Source organism: Haemophilus sp. 27098_8_127, assembly GCF_041433495.1.
In the GTDB taxonomy this organism is placed as follows: Bacteria; Pseudomonadota; Gammaproteobacteria; order Enterobacterales; family Pasteurellaceae; genus Haemophilus_D.
This window is the reverse complement of the sequence record NZ_JAPWBP010000005.1, coordinates 41,143-59,345: the sequence shown is the minus strand read 5'-3', so window position 1 is coordinate 59,345 and position 18,203 is coordinate 41,143. Positions and strand designations below refer to the sequence as shown.

Annotated in this window: 13 protein-coding genes; 4 read left to right on the top strand and 9 right to left on the bottom strand. The window is 39.3% G+C overall.

Translation table 11 applies throughout. The annotated features are described in order from the left end of the window. Positions 1 to 6: 6 nt before the first annotated feature. Both glpB and glpA read right to left on the bottom strand, forming a co-directional pair. Complete coding sequence (gene glpB, locus O3746_RS06965; protein WP_371448323.1) at positions 7 to 1,296, bottom strand: glycerol-3-phosphate dehydrogenase subunit GlpB; 1,290 nt, start codon at positions 1,294 to 1,296, stop codon at positions 7 to 9. Further along, a complete protein-coding gene (gene glpA, locus O3746_RS06960) occupies positions 1,286 to 2,977 on the bottom strand; it encodes an anaerobic glycerol-3-phosphate dehydrogenase subunit A (RefSeq protein WP_371448321.1) in 1,692 nt (563 codons plus the stop codon). Before glpA ends, glpB begins: the two co-directional genes overlap by 11 nt. A 291-nt stretch (positions 2,978 to 3,268) precedes the next feature. Here glpA and glpT point away from each other — a divergent pair, with 291 nt between their 5' ends. From glpT to glpQ, 3 genes are all read left to right on the top strand, one after another. Further along, positions 3,269 to 4,708, top strand: coding sequence for a glycerol-3-phosphate transporter (glpT, locus tag O3746_RS06955; RefSeq protein WP_371448319.1), 1,440 nt, complete (start codon positions 3,269 to 3,271; stop codon positions 4,706 to 4,708). Positions 4,709 to 4,801: 93 nt separating this feature from the next. Continuing rightward, positions 4,802 to 5,713 (top strand): hypothetical protein, encoded by a 912-nt coding sequence (locus O3746_RS06950; RefSeq protein ID WP_371448317.1) that lies wholly within the window; start codon positions 4,802 to 4,804, stop codon positions 5,711 to 5,713. Positions 5,714 to 5,730: 17 nt separating this feature from the next. Continuing rightward, positions 5,731 to 6,816, top strand: a complete 1,086-nt coding sequence (glpQ, locus tag O3746_RS06945; protein WP_005697412.1) for a glycerophosphodiester phosphodiesterase — start codon at positions 5,731 to 5,733, stop codon at positions 6,814 to 6,816. Between the two features lie 83 nt (positions 6,817 to 6,899). Here the strand turns inward: glpQ and O3746_RS06940 are convergent, their stop codons facing one another. The 4 genes from O3746_RS06940 to purL all read right to left on the bottom strand — a co-directional run bounded on the left by O3746_RS06940 (position 6,900) and on the right by purL (position 13,995). Beyond that, positions 6,900 to 7,667, bottom strand: coding sequence for a hypothetical protein (locus O3746_RS06940; protein ID WP_371448314.1), 768 nt, complete (start codon positions 7,665 to 7,667; stop codon positions 6,900 to 6,902). Next, positions 7,664 to 8,788 carry a DUF262 domain-containing protein gene (locus O3746_RS06935; RefSeq protein WP_371448312.1) on the bottom strand — a complete coding sequence of 375 codons (1,125 nt, stop codon included), beginning with the start codon at positions 8,786 to 8,788 and terminating at the stop codon, positions 7,664 to 7,666. Before O3746_RS06935 ends, O3746_RS06940 begins: the two co-directional genes overlap by 4 nt. 494 nt (positions 8,789 to 9,282) lie before the next feature. Next, a complete protein-coding gene (locus O3746_RS06930) occupies positions 9,283 to 9,912 on the bottom strand; it encodes a YkgB family protein (protein WP_005697450.1) in 630 nt (209 codons plus the stop codon). Positions 9,913 to 10,101: 189 nt separating this feature from the next. Beyond that, positions 10,102 to 13,995 (bottom strand): phosphoribosylformylglycinamidine synthase, encoded by a 3,894-nt coding sequence (purL, locus tag O3746_RS06925; RefSeq protein WP_371448309.1) that lies wholly within the window; start codon positions 13,993 to 13,995, stop codon positions 10,102 to 10,104. A gap of 174 nt (positions 13,996 to 14,169) precedes the next feature. On the opposite strand from purL, the gene O3746_RS06920 reads away from it, so the two are divergent. Beyond that, the gene (locus O3746_RS06920; protein ID WP_371448307.1) at positions 14,170 to 14,967 is read left to right on the top strand and encodes a class I SAM-dependent methyltransferase; all 798 of its coding nucleotides are present in this window, start codon (positions 14,170 to 14,172) and stop codon (positions 14,965 to 14,967) included. Between the two features lie 46 nt (positions 14,968 to 15,013). On the opposite strand, the gene O3746_RS06915 is transcribed toward O3746_RS06920, so the two are convergent. The 3 genes from O3746_RS06915 to O3746_RS06905 form a co-directional block, all read right to left on the bottom strand. Then, positions 15,014 to 15,688 carry a phosphoglycolate phosphatase gene (locus O3746_RS06915; RefSeq protein ID WP_178161787.1) on the bottom strand — a complete coding sequence of 225 codons (675 nt, stop codon included), beginning with the start codon at positions 15,686 to 15,688 and terminating at the stop codon, positions 15,014 to 15,016. A gap of 12 nt (positions 15,689 to 15,700) precedes the next feature. After that, entirely contained in the window at positions 15,701 to 16,372 is a 672-nt protein-coding gene (rpe, locus tag O3746_RS06910; RefSeq protein WP_049362403.1) for a ribulose-phosphate 3-epimerase, read from the bottom strand. Between the two features lie 163 nt (positions 16,373 to 16,535). Next, positions 16,536 to 18,200, bottom strand: coding sequence for a bifunctional UDP-sugar hydrolase/5'-nucleotidase (locus O3746_RS06905; protein ID WP_371448304.1), 1,665 nt, complete (start codon positions 18,198 to 18,200; stop codon positions 16,536 to 16,538). Positions 18,201 to 18,203: the final 3 nt, after the last annotated feature.

Here is an 18,203-nt window from a genome sequence, read left to right as displayed (position 1 = left end):
GCCTCCTTAATGTGTGTTGTGAAGAATTTCATCAGCAACAGCAAGCGCTGTTACCACTGCCACGCCAGAACCACAACCAAGCTCTAACGCATTGAAACCACCAATCACATTACCCACCGCATATAAATTCGTTAAAAATTGACCGCTCTTTTGTACTTGGCATTGCGTATTAATCGCCACGCCTGCAGATTGATACGGTTGTGGATTTGAGAAACGGTGATTAGTCCAAGTAAAACGATCCGTATCGTTAAAGCCTTCCACACCGATGATGTCAGAATGGAATACGGGTTCGTAGATTTTATCGAATTCAGAAACTAAACCTTTACTGAAGAAACTGCCGGAAGCTAAGACAAAATGTTCTGCTGTGATTTCTTCCTCTTCGTGCAAACGTGTTTGAATTGCGCGAACTTTGTTGCCATGAAAATGTGCTTTTAATGCGCTATCACCATTCATCATTAGTCCACCTAATTTCTCAAAACGATGGCGTAATTGAATACGTTGGCGCATACCTAATAAAGAAGGTGGCAAGGTTGGTAATTCAAATAATGGCAAGCCAGTTGCTTTGCGAAGTGACTCCATAAACTCTTGATTTTCTAAACCGAAACAAGCGGGTAAGAAAATCGCTTCTGTACCTTTTGCTGCTTCTTTCATTTCAGCCACAAGATCATCAAATTTCAGTTTATATTCTAAAACTTGCGCAATGTTCACACTGCGGAATTCACGAGAATTGGCACGTAACTGATCTAATTCTGGAATATTTAAAAAGCCCGTTTTTACTTCACAATGTGCAAATTGTGGATTGAGCGTAAGGTTATCCGCCAATAATTCTGGTTGGAAATCGTGATAGCCTTCAATGCCTAAAATCGCAATTTTTTTATAAGGGAATGGTTTTTTGCCTTGCACAGTTGGCACACTATTTGGTGAAAGCCATGCACCACGTAAGCTACCTAAACCCGTTACGCGAAGATGATTTTCTGCAGTTGAACCAATTAAATCTAAATTTAATGATTCCGCTAATTTTTCGAAATCTTGTGCTTTCGCTAATACACGTTCAGCCCCCATAATGCTATAAGGGTGTTGTGGTAATTGAGCTGCAAGTGCGGTCAAATTTTCAGGAATATTTTTAACAAACGCACCATTTGGTAAACGGCTTAATAAATCCAATGAGCCAGATGCAAAATCAATCGCCGCTTGGCCGTTATTGATAATCACACAACGTTTGCCTTGTTCTTGTAAGGCGATGCCACAAGTTAAACCTGCAAGGCCGCCACCAATAATCACTACATCAAAATTCATTGCTATCCGTCCCTTGCTGTTTGTCAGTTTCAAGCGGTTGAACATCATTTAAGCCCAACACACTGCCATACATCCACGAAGTAAATTCGGCTTCACGAATCGCTTCACCCCATGCAATAGGCTCAATACCGCGCCAACGCTCTTCCATGAAAGAGGTTAATTGTGTGGTAGATTGGCGAGGTGTTGCCACTTCAAAACGGTTCATTAAACCCGCCGCACGGCATGCGCAAAGCTCAGCTTGGCAAGTCCCCATACCCACACGAGTACGGCGACGTAAATCCACTAAGTTATTCACATTTAATTCATCAACGGCATAACGTACTTCACCTGCTGTCACGGCTTCACATTCACACACCATTGAACGATCAAGACGTTCTTTATCTAATAAACGAGTGGCACGAGAACCATGACGATACACCGCTGAATAACGAATCGGACTTGGAAGTGAAATGACTTTCTGATTGGTTTCTGCACGGCTTTCACTTGAACCCGGTAATGGACGCTCAGCTGTTGTACAACGTGCTGTTTTGTTGAGTTTTTTACAAACGAGATCCGTTGCCCATTCTGCCATTAAACGGTAAGTCATTAATTTGCCGCCAGTGATAGTGATAAAGCCGTCTAAGCCGTCACGTTCTGCGTGGTCAAGTAACACGATACCACGGCTTACGTTACGACCAGATGGGTCATCATCTGTCGCCACCAATGGACGCACGCCTGCATAAGCACGTAATACGCGAGTATGACGCAAGCTTGGTGCGAGTTTTTCCCCTTCACGGAAAAGAATATCCACTTCTTCTGGAGTCACTTCCATATTGTCGATTTGATCGTAAGGAATACGGCTAGAGGTTGTACCGATAACGCAAATAGTATCGCCCGGCACAAGAATGTCCGCATCCGCCGGTTTACGACAGCGGTTAATCACCATTTTGTTGATACGGTGCCCCATGACAAGTAATGCGCCTTTTGCAGGGAACATTTTGATTTTGAGATCCGCATATTCTGCGATGCCTTGTCCCCAAATACCACCTGCATTGACGACTAATGGCGCAAAGAATTTGCGATTTACGCGATTTTTGTGATCGTAAACATCTACACCGATTACTTTGCCACCTTCGCGAATTAAGTTTTTCACCTCGCAATAAGTGAACATTTTCGCGCCATTTTCGGTGGCATCCATCACGTTGGAGGCGGTTAAACGGAAAGGATCGATAGAACCATCAGGCACAACAACGGCCCCCACTAAATCTGGGTTTACCGATGGTTCCATAATTTGAGCAAGTTTAGGATCAATGGCGACAGCTTCAATACCAGATTTGGTACAACTTTCGATGAAGGTTTTTTGATAATCAAGGGAATCTTCAGGTAAGGTGATAAATAAACCTTCTGTTTCATCCACACAGTGACGAGCGATATTGCGCAGAATTTTATTTTCTTTAATACATTCTTCTGCTGATTCCTGATCGTTCACGGCATAACGCGCACCACTATGTAACAAACCGTGGTTACGACCTGTTGCGCCTGTCGCAATATCACGACGCTCTAATAAAATACAGTTAATTCCACGCAATGCACAGTCACGAGCAATCCCTGCACCTGTTGCACCGCCACCAATGATAATCACATCCGTCGAGATAGGTGAAAAATCACCCACATCACGATACATATTAGGCGATAATCCCATTGTTACCCCCAAAGCCAAAATATTAATAAAAAGAAACGTAAAAACTGTTACAAATTCCATGGCTATTGTATGGGAGAGCGGTTAAATTCACAACATTTTGAGCGAAAAAGAAAGCCATTTTGTGAAGTAGATCACATAATTTTCGTATTCGCTCATTTGTTAAATTTTTTTTTGTGAAATACATCACATTTTTGAATTATTTCTCTTTTTAATTTCTATTTTTATTTTATCATGCACGCTATCCCCATTGTCGGGGTGGACTCATAATTAAAATGATTTTGGAGAGAAATTATGTTTGGACCATTTAAACCCGCTCCGCATATTGCGGAACTTCCAGCGGAGAAAATTGATTCCACGTATAAACGCTTACGTTGGCAAGTGTTTGCAGGGATCTTCTTTGGTTATGCCGCTTACTATTTTGTACGTGCAAACTTTGACTTAGCACAACCCGGTTTAATTCAACAGGGCTTGTACACAAAAGCGCAACTAGGTGTTATCGGCTCGGCGGCTGGTCTTGCCTACGGTTTATCTAAGTTCGTAATGGCAGGTATGTCTGACCGTTCGAACCCTCGCGTATTCTTACCATTTGGTTTATTGCTTTCTGGTCTTTGTATGACCATGATGGGTTTATTCCCATGGGCAACCTCTGGCGTTGCCATCATGTGGGTAATGATCTTCTTAAATGGTTGGTTCCAAGGTATGGGTTGGCCTCCATGTGGTCGTACAATGGTACACTGGTGGTCTAAATCAGAACGCGGTACTATCGTATCTATCTGGAATACTGCACACAACATCGGTGGTATGATGCCGGGTGCAATGGTGCTATTAGCAAGTGCCGTGTTCTTCAGCACTCATGGTATCGAAGCACAAGCAAAAGACATTTGGCAACAATCCCTCTACTATCCGGGTATTGCGGCAATGATCTGTGCAATTCCAGTTTACTTCGTGATGCGTGATACTCCACAATCTTGTGGTTTACCATCAATCGAAAAATGGCGTAATGACTACCCAGATGACTATAACGAAAAAACTTACGAAAACGATTTAAGCACAAAAGAAATCTTCGTAACTTATGTATTGAAAAACAAATTGTTATGGTACATCGCGATTGCTAACGTATTCGTATACTTAATCCGCTACGGCGTATTGAAATGGTCTCCTGTTTACTTGAGTGAAGTAAAACACTTCAACATCAAAGGTACCGCATGGGCTTACACCATTTATGAATTAGCAGCAGTTCCAGGTACATTATTATGTGGTTGGGTATCAGATAAGGTCTTCAAAGGTAAACGTGGTTTAACAGGTTTCATCTTCATGATCTTAACTACCGCAGCAGTTGTAGCATACTGGATGAACCCAGCTACACCAGAAGCAGAACTTGCAAACTATGCAGCTTGGTATGAAAACCCATATCAATTAACTGACTTCATCTTAATGACCTTAATCGGTTTCTTAATCTACGGTCCTGTAATGTTAATCGGCTTACACGCTCTTGAGCTTGCACCGAAAAAAGCAGCTGGTACAGCAGCAGGTTTCACCGGTTTATTCGGTTACTTAGGTGGTACTGTGTCAGCTTCAGCTGTTATCGGTTGGGCAGCACAACACTATGGCTGGGACGGCGGTTTCTACGTTATGATCGGTGGTGGTGTCTTAGCGGTGTTATTACTCTTCATCGTAATGGTTGAAGAAGGTAAACATAAAGCTAAATTAGGTGATACCTACGGTAAATAATCTATAAATTAAAGGCGACAGGCGAAGGCTTGCCGCCTTTTTTATTACAAAAACAACTGAATTTCTAACCGCACTTTAAAAGGAGATAATGTGATGAAATTGAATAAATTAACCATTATATTAGGCGCGGCAGTTATGGCAAATGCAGCATTCGCAAATCAAACTTGTGAAGCGCCCTATCGTTCAGCACTCCCCGCTTATACTTATAAATTAGACAAAGTGCTCGAAGTCAACGGACGTCAAGGCATTACCACTGATGGTAAATATTTATATGTATCAGGCAGTAAAACGCTATCTAAATATGATATGGATGGAAAACTGATTAAAGAAAATAAAGATCCTTTTGTCGGCTACCAAAAGGAAGCCAATCACATTGGCGACATTGATATCTACAACAATGAACTTTATGTTTCTTCTGAATGGTTTGATGCTGGCGTAGGGAAAAACATTCAAATTGCTATCCATGACCCTGACACACTCGCATTAAAAAGATCAGTTGATTTTAATCCTGAGTCTGGTCAAGTCGAAGTTTCCGGCATCACTGTAGATACCGTTCACAATTCTGTTTGGATGGCATCTTGGGTTGGTGAGGAAAGTGGTCGTTATTTATATGAATATGATCTTTCAACCGGTAAATATAAACGTAAAGTGCATTTACAACCTGTTCCACAATGGATTCAAGGTGTTTATGCCTATAACGGTGATCTCTACGTCACATCTGATGATGGTACGGCAGATGAAAAAGAACCCGATCATATTTATCGTGTAGAAATTTCAGATAAAAATAATGAAGCTCGCGTTGTTTTAGAAAAAACATTGAATGACATTCGAGATGTCGGCGAAGTCGAAGGCTTGAATGTGAATCCAAAAACGAAACAACTACTTGTCCATGCAAACCGAGGCAAACAAATTGTGTTAGGGATGCCAAAAGGATTTTATCCAGGATATGACCGTGAAATTAGTGAAATCTATTTTTACGACATGAAACCAAGATGTAATAAGTAAATCAAGGAGAACACACAATGAAACTCAAAACTTTAGCGCTTTCTTTATTAGCTGCAGGCGTACTTGCAGGATGTAGCGCACACTCTTCTGTGGACACTATGAAATCAGACAAAATTATCATTGCGCACCGTGGTGCAAGTGGTTACTTACCAGAGCATACACTTGAGTCTAAAGCACTTGCATTCGCACAACATGCAGACTACTTAGAACAAGACTTAGCGATGACAAAAGATGGTCGTTTAGTGGTTATCCATGACCACTTCTTAGATGGTTTAACTGACGTCGCGAAAAAATTCCCAAATCGTCATCGTAAAGATGGTCGTTACTACGTAATCGATTTCACCTTAAAAGAAATTCAAAGTTTAAATATGACTGAAAACTTTGAAACCAAAGATGGTAAACAAGTTGCAGTATATCCAGGCCGTTTCCCACTTTGGAAATCACACTTCAAAATCCATACTTTTGAAGATGAGTTAGAATTCATCCAAGGTTTAGAAAAATCGACTGGTAAAAAAGTGGGTATCTATCCTGAAATCAAAGCGCCTTGGTTCCACCACCAAAACGGCAAAGACATTGCAGTTGAAACCCTTAAAGTGTTGAAAAAATACGGTTACGATAAGAAATCTGACATGGTTTACTTACAAACCTTCGACTTCAATGAGTTAAAACGTATCAAAAACGAATTGCTACCAAAAATGGGCATGGATTTAAAACTTGTTCAATTAGTGGCATACACCGACTGGCATGAAACTGAAGAAAAAGATGCGAAAGGCAAATGGGTGAACTACGATTACGATTGGATGTTCAAACCAGGTGCAATGGCTGAAGTGGTGAAATATGCTGACGGCGTTGGCCCAGGCTGGTACATGTTAGTGGATAAAGAAAAATCTAAACCAGGCAACATCGTGTACACCCCATTAGTGAAAGAACTCGCACAATACAAAGTGGAATTACACCCATACACCGTGCGTAAAGATGCTTTACCTGAATTCTTCACTGACGTAAATCAAATGTACGATGCATTATTGAATAAATCTGGCGCAACCGGTGTATTCACCGACTTCCCAGATACTGGCGTTGAATTTTTGAAAAAACAAAAATAATACGTAAGTAAAAGTAATAAAAAGAGCGATCAAAATTCATTGTGATTTTTGACCGCTTTTTTAATCATTAAAAATAAAAATTATTAAATACATGCATAGCATGCATTAGAAAAACATTCATTATTACTGATGGATGGCTGAATATTGTTTGGATTCATAAGAGCTTTTTTAAAATATAAACCATTCAAATGCTTATCCATGATCTTATTTATTTCTTTTAGAATCTCTTTTAGTACATAAATTTTATTACCAACCTCTTTAACACTAAACTGAGAAGATAATTTTACTCCTTGATGAATTGCTAAATTCCTTTTTTCTACAAGCTCTTGAATGAATAATTGTGCATCAATGAATTCATCCATGTAAATTAAACTCCCCTCTTTATTTTTAATTTTCATTTCTTTAAATATATTGTTAATCCCTAGTTTTTCAAATATCTTTATTATTTCTGCATCTCCATGTTTCCCTGATCTGAACTTAAGGTCAAAATTTAACTTTACTTTATGAGTTATACTTTTATCTGACCAAATTTTACTTAAATCCAAGAATAAAGTTTCACAGTCTTTTTTATGAGCTTCAATGCTTGAGTATAATTTATCATTTAAAGACTTTATAATTTCTTTACAATGTTCAATTTTTATTCTTGGCGGTAGAGTATTCATACAAAAATTTTTATATTCTTTTTTTAGTGGTTTTGATAGCCTTTCAATAAACACCTCTAAAGAAATAACTAACTGTATAAATATCAAATTGGTTATAAATTCAGTATTTTTTCCCTCAATTAAATTATATAAGTAATCAATAGAATCAAAATACTCTTTCTCATCATATATTGATGCAAAAAGCTTCATAACATTACTTTCTCCATCAGTTTCTTCATGAAATCAACTCTATCAATAATTTTAGATTTTTTAGATGTTCCTTCTGTGATAGCTTGTAAAAAGACTTTATTGTCATCATTTTCAATGAATGCTTTCTTATATTCCTCTAAAATTTTAGATTTTTTATTTATAATGCTATTTAAAGAATAATCCTCAAATGCCAACATTAAACAATCCATTAAAGAAAGGTTTAAATTCTTATCAAAACTATCTTCTTTAGGATTCCATTTTTTAAATGCAGACTTCCCAAAAACATTATAAACCTTTTCAATATTTGAGTTAAATAGTGAATAAATTTCATTTCTTTTATTAGTATCTGCATTTCTATTATTTCTCATATAGTTATTTAAAAACTTCTTCATTACACTTGGATAGCTAGAGAAATTTTCGTGAGATGCATCAAACATTGCTAAAATTCTTAAAATTAACTCTACATCTTTAAATCTGTTATGAGGTTTGGTTAAATTTAATATATCTAAAAAGTATTTATTGCCTGCTAACTCATGCAATTGATCATTTAAGGGCCCACGGTATAAACAATTTCTTAGCTCTTGAGGATTTAACTGAACTGCTCCCTGATTAATCCTCATAAAAACATCAAACTTGATATCAGGATGAGAATCCTCATGAATAGCAACAATCCGAATATTACCACCATGTAATAATCTTTTAGGTTTATCATCTAAATCCTTATAATATTTATTATTTAATTCTGGCAACACCTCCAATCCTCTAAGTTTAAATTCATTATTTAAATATCTATAGAGGGTGGTCAATCGTTGTTGTCCATCAATCACATTCCACTTTCCATCATCTTCAACAGACACAAATATTTGCGGTATCGGAATATTTAACCAAATAGACTCAATTAATAATGATGCTCTTTTATTATCCCAAACAGCCATTCTCTGAAAATTAGGTCTGAGACATATTTCTCCTCTTTTAATCATTTCAACCAAATCAATCACCGATTTATCGTATGGCTGAGTTCTAAGCTTACGCTCAGCTCTTGGAATTTGCTCTAATTCTTCACTCTCTAATTCATTTTGTTCATCAATATTAAAATCTTCTATGTCTAACATACTGGCCATACATACCATCCTATTTTATTTTCTATATCAAGATTATATTTCGTAACTTTATCCAAAAACAACTCTCATATGTCTAAAAATCCATATCGATGCCCCTCCCTATTTAGAGCCAACCTCTCAAACACAATGAGTTGCATATGGGAAATAAGATATTTTGTGGAGTGTTATATAATATTGTTAACCTTTTTATTAAGATTTATCCAATAAAAGGTAAGATACTAACTCGCTAAGTATCTCTTATTTTATATTAATTTTCCGTGATCAATTTCACATTATTTAAAATTCATTCTAAAATTTCTAAAAACATATATTCAAGCATCATCCTCAAACCGTTTTTTAGGCACTATGAGCTGCTTACTGCACGTAATACACATTATGGATGTAGCGCCATCTAGACAATTAACTTGTGAATGCTATTAACCCCTTCTTTATCATTAATCCTAATAACAAAAAAGCTTGCTGTTTATCTCAGCAAGCCTTTTACAATACAACAATCAAGCAAACTGCTTTTTATTCTCTAAATAGCGTTTCGCACATTCTGCTGCAGCAACTAAGCCGCCTGCCATCATAATAATATCTTTAATCACGAGTCGGCCAGCACCTGAGAGATATGGGAAGCCATAATTAGGTGTTGGGAAGTCACCACCTAAATTCGGCACCCAGGTTTCTGGCGTAAATATCAGGAACGACAGCGTGACTATCGACATGCCAAAGGTGAGCAAACCACCGAATAAACCTAATGTTGGAGACCAAATGCCCGCTAATACTAAAATACCAATTGTCACAATGATTGCACCAATAATATAAGAAGCGGTATAGGTGCCGTTGGCTTTATGCCACTCAATATTTTTTGCGACCATTTTGCCTTCAGGGTTTTTATATAAGGTATATTCTTTTACTAAAACACCCTTATCATTTGTTACTTCATTCGCACCGTTTTTGTAAAGGAAGCTTAAGAAAGGACTATTTGACACAAAGTGTGCGATACCATCTGCCTCATATTGGCAAACTTTTAAACCACCAATCCAAACCATCACAACACAAATGGCAATGCGGATAAAGTTAATAAATTGACGTTGCAATGGCGCAACAATATTAGCTAGCAATGTAACTAATGCACTCATGTAGAACTCCTCATATAGTTCAATTGATATTACGGGCATAATGCCCAAGAATTTTTATATAAACATTAACAATATTACTTGCTAATATTGTTGGTATTTTTTTATTGATCAGATTTATGCAATAAAAAAAGAGATACCAATTTCTTAGTATCTCTTATTTTTAATTAATTTTCCGTGATCAATCTCACATTATTTGAAATTCACTCTCGCATTTCTAAAAATTCTCATCCATGCACCATCTTCAGACCAATTTTCTGGATACCATGAGTTGCTCACGGCACGGAATACACGTTCTGGGTGTGGCATCATCGCAGCAATACGGCCATCCACGTTAGAAATTGCAGTAATCCCTAATGCTGAACCATTTGGGTTGGCTGGGTAAGTTTCAGTCACATTTAAATGGCTGTCGATATATTGCGCCACAATCAAGTTTTGTGCTTGAAGTGCGGTCAAATTCTCAGGTGTTTTGAATTCTACTCGTCCTTCACCATGAGAAACGGCAATCGGCATATGTGAACCAGCCATGCCTTTAAACCACAATGAGTTGGTGTCGTTAATTTTCACCATCGCGGCACGAGCTTCAAAACGTTCTGATTTATTACGCACGAAACGTGGCCAATTTTCTGCACCAGGGATGATTTCCGAAAGAGTTGAGATAAATTGACAGCCGTTACATACGCCTAATGAAAGCGTGTTTTCATTGGCGAAGAATTGGCTGAATTGATCGCGTAGTTGTGGGTTAAATAAAATGGATTTCGCCCAGCCGCCACCAGCGCCTAATACGTCACCGTAAGAGAAGCCACCACAGGCCACCATCGCATTGAAATCGTTTAAGTTGTAACGGCCTGCCATTAAATCACTCATGTGAACATCAATTGCTGCAAAGCCTGCACGGTCAAAAGCGGCTGCCATTTCAACGTGGCTGTTTACGCCTTGTTCGCGCAATACGGCTACTTTTGGTTTCACGCCTTTGCTGATATAAGGTGCAGCAATATCTTCATTTACATCATAGGTTAAGTAAGCGGATAAGCCTTTGTTGTCCGTTGCTTTTTTCGCTTCAAATTCTTGATCAGCACATTCTGGGTTATCACGTAAGCGTTGCATTTGGTGAGTAAGTTCTGCCCAAATACCGCGTAATTCAGAGCGTTTTTCGCTTAATAGTTTTTTGCTGCCACGCGTGATTTCAAAACGATCTTCTAAGCTTACAGAACCAAGCTCATAAGTTAAGCCAAGCAAGTCATGGGCTTTTAATACCTCACGCACGGCGCTTAATTCGCTTTCTGATACTTGGATCACTGCACCTAATTCTTCATTGAATAACACGGCTAAATCATTATCGCCTAATGCAGAGATATCCACATCTACACCGCAGTTACCCGCAAATGCCATTTCTGCAAGCGTGGTAATTAAACCACCGTCTGAACGGTCGTGGTAAGCTAATAATTTACGCTCTGCCACCAATGCTTGCATTGCATCAAAGAAGTTTTTCAGTTTAGCAACGTTCACCACATCAGCTGGTTTGTCACCTAATTGTTTATACACTTGCGCAAGTGCGGTCGCACCTAGGCGATTTTTTCTTTCGCCTAAATCAATCAATAATAAACGGCTTGCGCCTTTGTCTGTGCGTAATTGTGGGGTCACGGTTTTACGTACATCTTCCACGCGGGCGAAAGATGAAATGACTAAAGAAAGCGGAGCGGTAACGGATTTTTTCTCACCATTTTCTTCCCACGTGGTTTTCATCGACATAGAGTCTTTACCCACTGGAATGGTGATGCCTAATGCCGGACAAAGCTCTTCACCCACTGCTTTTACCGCTTCATATAAGCCGGCATCTTCACCGCCATGACCTGCTGCAGACATCCAGTTTGCAGACAGTTTGATACGTTTAATATCGCCAATATTGGTGCCCGCAATATTAGTAATGGATTCAGCTACTGCTAAACGTGCAGAAGCCCCGAAGTCTAATAATGCCACGGGTGCGCGTTCGCCCATTGCCATGGCTTCACCGTGATAGCTGTCTAATGATGCAGTTGTGACGGCTACATCAGACACCGGAATTTGCCACGGGCCGACCATTTGATCACGCGCCACCATACCGGTTACCGAACGGTCGCCAATGGTGATTAAGAAGGTTTTTTCTGCCACCACCGGTAAGCGTAATACGCGATGGAAAGCTTCTTTTAATTGAATATTTTCTGTTGCAAGCGGTCGATTTTCGACAGTTTTTGACGAAACCTCACGCGTCATTTTCGGGGTTTTGCCTAATAACACATTCATTGGCAAATCAATAGGGTTATTGTCAAAATGGCTATCGTGTAAGGTTAAATGTTTCTCTTCCGTTGCCTCACCAATGACCGCAAACGGCGCACGCTCACGTTCACAAAGTGCGGTAAATAATTCGAGTTTTTCTGGCGCGACCGCTAAGACATAACGTTCTTGCGATTCGTTACACCAAATTTCTAATGGCGACATGCCTTTTTCATCGCAAAGGATGGAGCGTAAATCAAATTTACCGCCACGTTCGCCATCGTGCACTAATTCAGGCATCGCATTGGATAAACCACCCGCCCCCACATCGTGGATAAAGAGAATTGGGTTTTCATCACCTAATTGCCAGCAACGGTCGATTACCTCTTGGCAACGGCGTTCCATTTCTGGGTTTTCACGTTGAACAGAGGCAAAATCTAAGTCTTCTTTTGATTTACCGCTGTCCATCGAAGACGCTGCACCACCGCCTAAGCCGATGTTCATGGCTGGGCCACCTAATACGATTAATTTCGCACCAACGGGGATTTCACCTTTTTGAACGTGTTCGCCACGAATATTACCGATACCGCCCGCTAACATAATCGGCTTGTGATAACCACGCACTTCTTCCCCATTGAAACTGTTGACTTTCTCTTCGTAGGTACGGAAATAACCTAATAACGCAGGGCGACCGAACTCGTTGTTAAATGCTGCGCCACCTAATGGGCCTTCAATCATAATATCTAAGGCTGAAGCAATACGGTTTGGTTTAGAAAGTGGATTTTCCCAAGGTTGTTCAAAGTTTGGAATGACAAGGTTTGATACAGAGAAACCGGTTAAACCTGCTTTTGGTTTTGCACCACGACCGGTTGCACCTTCATCACGAATTTCACCGCCTGAACCCGTTGCCGCTCCTGGGAATGGCGAAATCGCCGTTGGATGGTTGTGAGTTTCCACTTTCATTAAGATATGTGCATCTTCATTGTGATAGCGATATTGCCCATCTTGATCCGCAAAGAAACGGCCGACTTTTGAGCCTTCCATTACTGCAGCATTATCTTTATAGGCTGAAAGCACGAAATCAGGGGTTTTCTCAAAGGTATTTTTAATCATTTTAAACAGGGATTTATCCTGTTTTTTGCCGTCGATAATCCAATCTGCATTAAAGATTTTATGACGGCAGTGCTCAGAGTTGGCTTGCGCGAACATATAAAGTTCAATATCGTGCGGATTGCGCCCTAATTGGGTGAAATTTTCCACCAAATAATCAATTTCATCTTCTGCCAGTGCTAAGCCTAATTCCACATTTGCAGTGACTAAAGCTTCACGTCCACCTTTTAAAATATCTACGGTTTTGAACGGTTTCGGATCTTGATGACGGAATAAGATCTCTGCATCTTCAGGACGACGCACCACCGTTTCCATCATTCTGTCGTGTAAAAGTGCGGTCAATTTTTCTGTTGTTTTCTCATCAAGCGGTTGGCTTAACTCAAAATAATATGCCAAACCACGCTCAATACGCTCCACTTCACTTAAACCACAGTTATGCGCAATATCGGTCGCTTTAGAAGACCAAGAAGAAATCGTGCCAACGCGTGGAATCACGATAAAAGTTTCGCCTTTGGCATCGTGTTCAGCCAAGGTTGGGCCGTAATGTAACAACGCTTTTAATTTTGCTTCCTGCTCGCTAACAAGCGGTCGATTTAATTCCACAAAATGCAAATATTCCGCGTAAACCGATTTTACCGGTAATTGATTTTGTTGGAATTTTTGCATTAAGCCTTGGATACGGAATTCAGAAAGGGCGGGTGAGCCACGAAAAGTTTGAAACATACGGGTACCTTTGAGTTGTGTTTGAGGTAAAAATCGCGGGCTATTATAAAGGAAAAACACTAAAACGAAAACGTTTGCGTCAATCATTTTCAAATGATTTTAAATGGGAGAAAGCATATAATCATCAAGCAATTTAAAACAATCCTAAAACTAACCGCACTTTGGGGCGTTACTATGATCATCAATGACATCAATTTCAACGATCTCTATCAACAACATCTAAAAGCCTGTAATCACTATAATCTTCCACCAACAAAATGGGATAAAAAAGCCCCTAAAATGGCTGAGAATTTAGTGGGCAAGCCAAGCCGCTATAACGAAACCTTGCTTAAAGCCATGAATGTGCAACCCAATGAAACCGTATTAGATATCGGCTGTGGCCCCGGTACCTTTGTGATTCCTTTAGCCCAACAATGCCAAGCTGTGTATGCCCTCGATTACAGCCAAGGCATGTTGGATATGGTGCAGCAATATAAAGAAAAGCATCAACTGAATAATATTACGCTTCTACATAAATCATGGTCGGATAACTGGGATGATGTACCTCAAGCAGATGTAATACTCGCCTCTCGCTCGACGCTTGTGGACGATTTGGATGACATGATTGAAAAGCTGCAAAGTAAGGCAAAAAAACGCGTCTTTTTAACCTCGGTGACACAACGTCATTTTCTCGATGAAGGCGTATTTAAAGCTATTGGCCGTGATGATGTAGGCTTCCCAACTTATATTTATTTAGTTAATCGCCTTTACCAAAAAAGCATTCACGCCAATGTGAGTTTTATTGAAACTGAATCAGGCCATTTCCAAGGCGACACCTTTGAGGATTTATTAAATTCTGTGGAGTTTTCTCTCGGCAATCTCACTGAAAAAGAAAAACAAAATTTGGCTCAATTCTATCAACAAAAACAAATAAACAATGAACCGATAAAACACGGACAACGCAAATGGGCGTTGATTTGGTGGGAGGTTTAAGAAAAAAGTGCGGTCATTTTGACCGCACTTTACGCTTTAAGATAGATTAAAGAATCTCTAATAACCTCGCAAAGTCATCAAACACCCAATCTGGGTTTGATTCAGCAATCGGAATGTTGTAATTGTATCCGTAAGTTAATCCCACAACCGGGCAACCTGCTGAATGTGCGGCGAGAATGTCATTTCGAGAGTCACCTACAAACAACACTTGGCGAGGTTCTACGCCAAATTTACCGCATAAATAATACAATGGGCCGGGATGTGGTTTAATCGCGGGTAATGACTGTCCACCAAGCATTTCACTGAATAGATGATCGATACCAAATGCCGCCAATACTGGCTGAACGTGACGAGTTGGTTTATTTGTTACCACCGCTAAGGTATAACCTCGAGCTTTCAAAGTTTCCAATGTTTCTTTTACATTTGGATATAAACGACTCACATTGCAAAGATTTTCAGCATAATGCACATTAAAGCGCTCTTTCACTTGCTCGATTTCAGCCTCAGAGAATGTTTTACCCGTTTGCTCTTCCGTCCATTTTAAAGCTCGTGCAATCAATACAGGTGCCCCATTACCAATCCAAGTTAACACTAACTCTTCTGGTGCTTGAGGTAAACCAAAGTCTGCTAAAGCAGAGTTCACAGACAACGCTAAATCTGGCAAGCTATTCACGAGCGTACCATCTAAATCAAAACCGATAACTTTAAATTGAGTGTTCATTCTTACTACCATTTATTTTACTGAAGCTAATTGCGTACGCATTTGATCAATGATTTGTTTATAATCTGGTTTACCAAAAATCGCTGAGCCTGCCACAAACATATCTGCACCAGCTGCGGCAATTTCTGCAATATTATCTACTTTTACCCCACCATCAACTTCTAAACGGATATCTAAACCACTTTCATCAATCAGACGACGTGCTTGTTGTAATTTTTTCAATGTGGAAGGTAAAAAAGATTGTCCACCAAATCCTGGATTCACGGACATTAACAAAATCACATCCACTTTATCTAAGACATAATCCAAATAACTTAATGGCGTTGCTGGATTAAACACTAAACCAGATTTACAACCGTGATCACGAATGAGCTGCAAAGAGCGGTCAATATGTTCACTGGCTTCAGGATGAAATGTAATGTAATCCGCACCGGCTTTGGCAAAATCAGGAATGATACGATCGACTGGTTTCACCATTAAATGCACATCAATAGGTGCTTTAATACCGTAATCACGCAAAGCTTTACACACCGCTGGGCCAAAGGTTAAATTCGGCACATAGTGATTATCCATTACATCAAAATGAATTACATCCGCACCGGCATTCAATACGTTTTGCACATCATCACCAAGACGAGCAAGATCTGCAGAAAGGATAGAAGGGGCGATTAAATAAGGTTTCATTTGTTATCTCCTAAAGGATAAAAGTGCTTGTAGTTTACTACGTTGAGCTCAATTTTACCTTGATTATTTACAAGTTTTAGCTGAAAACAAAGAAAAAAATAACCGCACTTGATTCGATTGCCTCAAAGTGCGGTTGGTTTTTATCGTATTTTAAAAAGACTGATTAGTTTAATCCAATGATTTCCCAACGGTTGTGAGATTGACCATCGATTTTGCCTTTTTTCACATTCGTGATGTAATCGATCATCATATTTTGGATAGTGCCTTTTTCACGGCCCATTGCCACTTTAGATTCCCAAAGTACCGGAATTTGTTGGCCTTCCCAAATCCCACCTTTACCGTTTAACTGAGCGAAACGATATGAGTTCATACCCACTTTTAATTTCATATCGTCTGTCACTGGTTTGCCGTCAGCAAGGGTTAAATCAACGATTTTGCTACCTTGTGGATTACGTAAGTCAATTTTGTAATTTACGCCACCGAAAATGTCATAAGTCACATATTTTGATTTTTTACGTTCCGCATTGTAACGGTATTCGGTGTCACCTGGTTGGATGGTATCGAAGTAGTTCGCAGACCATTCCATATATTCTTTCAATTGTTTACCGGTCAGTTCATAAACGGTGACATCACCACCTGCATAACGATAGTTAAAGATGATATCTTTTTTCTTGATATCGCCTTTATTCATGCGTGCTTTTTGGTGATCAAAAGAGAAAGTCACCACATCTGCACCGCTATAATGTTGTTCAACATCATTAATGAATGAAGATAAACCAGTATCTTTTGAAAATGCCGCTGATACACCGTGTTTGGTCTCTTGTGGCACCATTTCGTTTTCGGTTTGACCAATCACCACATTGTTTAATTCACGTAATTTCTCGTGGTAAGATTTATAAATTTCGGCAATTTTCTTATCCGCTTCAAGTTCTTTAACTGGAACGGTTTTAGATTCTTTCTTCACTAATTTCACTTCTTTTTTATCGTTGATATCAAAAGTTAAATCCACTTCAGATACCACGGTACCGTAACGGTGTGGTTCAGTGATTAGTGTGTTTTTAATGATTTCACTTGGCACATCTTTGTGCATGTGACCCGCGATAACCACATCAATACCATCTACTGCATTGATCACATCACGCATACCGGTATCAGGAATATTATTTTCATTATCGATACCCATGTGGGTCACCGCAATAATCGCATCCACACCTTTTGCTTTTAATTTCTCAACTTGCGTACGCGCTTCTTCTGTCGGTGAAGTAAATTTCATGTCTTTTAAGTTGCCCGTATCTTCTTCAAATTTTGCTGACATTGGGGTACTTAAACCAATAATCCCTAACTTCACGCCATCTTTTTCGATGATGGTTGTCGCATCGATATAACGTTTGTCATTTTTCTTATGATAGAAGTTTGCGGTTAATTTTTTCGCTTTGATATCTTTGAGGATTTCATCTAATGCTTTCATCCCAAAGTTAAACTCGTGGTTACCCAATACGAAAATATCATAATTCATTTCGTTTAATACTTTTGGAATCGGGTGATCTTTATAGTATTTTTTATCTTTTGCAAACACATCGATTTGGTTATCTTGGATCGCATCACCGACTTCCACTAACACCACGTTTTTATTATTTTTACGCACATCTTTCACATAAGTTGCAATTTGTGCATAAGAACCAGATTTGTCCTCTACGTCTGCACCATAGCTCCAAGGTACGATACGACCGTGAACATCGGAGGTCCCTAATAATTTAATATTCACTTCTTGCGCCATTGCAGTACTAATTGCAGAAAGCGCAAATAATGAGCAAAGTAATTTTTTCATAGG